The organism is Pontitalea aquivivens (genome assembly GCF_046507575.1).
GTDB classification, from domain to species: Bacteria; Pseudomonadota; Alphaproteobacteria; order Rhodobacterales; family Rhodobacteraceae; genus Pontitalea; species Pontitalea aquivivens.
In genome coordinates, this window is sequence record NZ_JBKFEY010000083.1 from 1 (window position 1) to 1,201 (window position 1,201).

Here is a 1,201-nt window from a genome sequence, read left to right on the forward strand (position 1 = left end):
CGGAGGGGATGGGTCTGATATCCAACCTTCTCTATCCCCTAAGCTATTGTTTTAATTGATGCGCTTGATGGTTTAGATGGTCTTTTGGTTCAATCGCGACTGGCAGCGAAATGCGCCCGCAGCGTCGCGTTTGAGTTCATCGGCGGGGTAGCGAAGGCCCGACCACACCTCCGGCCGGGGCTTGATGACGGCCATATCCCGGCTTCGGCGCTTTTGGCCTTCCCTGAGAGGGGTGCCAAAATGTAAGCAAACCCCATCACGTTGACATAGCGGCATTTTTTTAAAGGCCGTGGTGGAGCCCGGCAAGATGAATTCGACCTTATCCCTCCTTATGGTCTTCCTGAACCAGTTCTTCATGCCGCGGCACAACGCGCAACTGAGACTGTTGAAGGCCCAGATCACGATCTTGCGGGCCCGCATCCCGACCCAGCGGATCATCCTGTCGCCTGCCGAAAAAGCCGAACTGCTGCGCATCGGGGAAGAATGCGGGCATGATGTCGACGGGCTGATGGAAGTGGCCAAGCCCGCGACCTACAAGCGCTGGCTCGCCCAGATGCGCGTTGGCCGTCCCTTCCAAGCGGTAGGACGACCACGCCTCACGCAAGAGCTGCGCGATGTTGTCATCCGCATCGGATCGGAAAACCTTCTTTGGGGCTACAAGCGGATCGCGGGCGAGCTGAAAAAGCTCGGGCTTTATGCCGGTGCCAATTCGGTCAAACGCATCCTGAACGACGCGGGCATCCACCCGAGCCCGGAAAAGCGCAAAAAGAAGCCGGCCCTGCCGTGGACCACATTCATCCGGGCACATATGGAAAGCATGGTCGCCTGCGACTTCTTCTCGAAGACCGTGTTTACGCTCAGTGGGCCAAGGACGGCTTATGTGCTGATGTTCATCCATCTCGGCAGCCGCCGGGTATTCTGCACCGCCCCGACCTATGCCCCTGACTCAGCATGGGTCACCCAGCAGGCCCGCAACACTTTGATGTGGTGCGCAGAACAAGGGATCACGCCGGATTTTCTGATCCGCGACGCCGACACCAAGTTCAGCGCCAGCTTTGATACCGTCTGGACTTCAGAGGCCGCTCGGGTCATCCAGATCCCACACAGGGCGCCTAACGCAAACGCCTTCGCGGAATCCTTCATCGGCACGATCAAGTGCGAATGCCTGAATTTCTTTGTCTGCTTCAGTCGATCCCAGCTT

The 1,201-nt window shown here is 58.1% G+C and carries 1 protein-coding gene; it reads left to right on the forward strand.

Annotation, left to right across the window (positions count from 1 at the left end):
• Positions 1–307 precede the first annotated feature (307 nt).
• On the forward strand, positions 308–1,201 hold an 894-nt coding region (locus ACK8OU_RS20210; RefSeq protein ID WP_410305124.1), incomplete at its 3' end, for an integrase.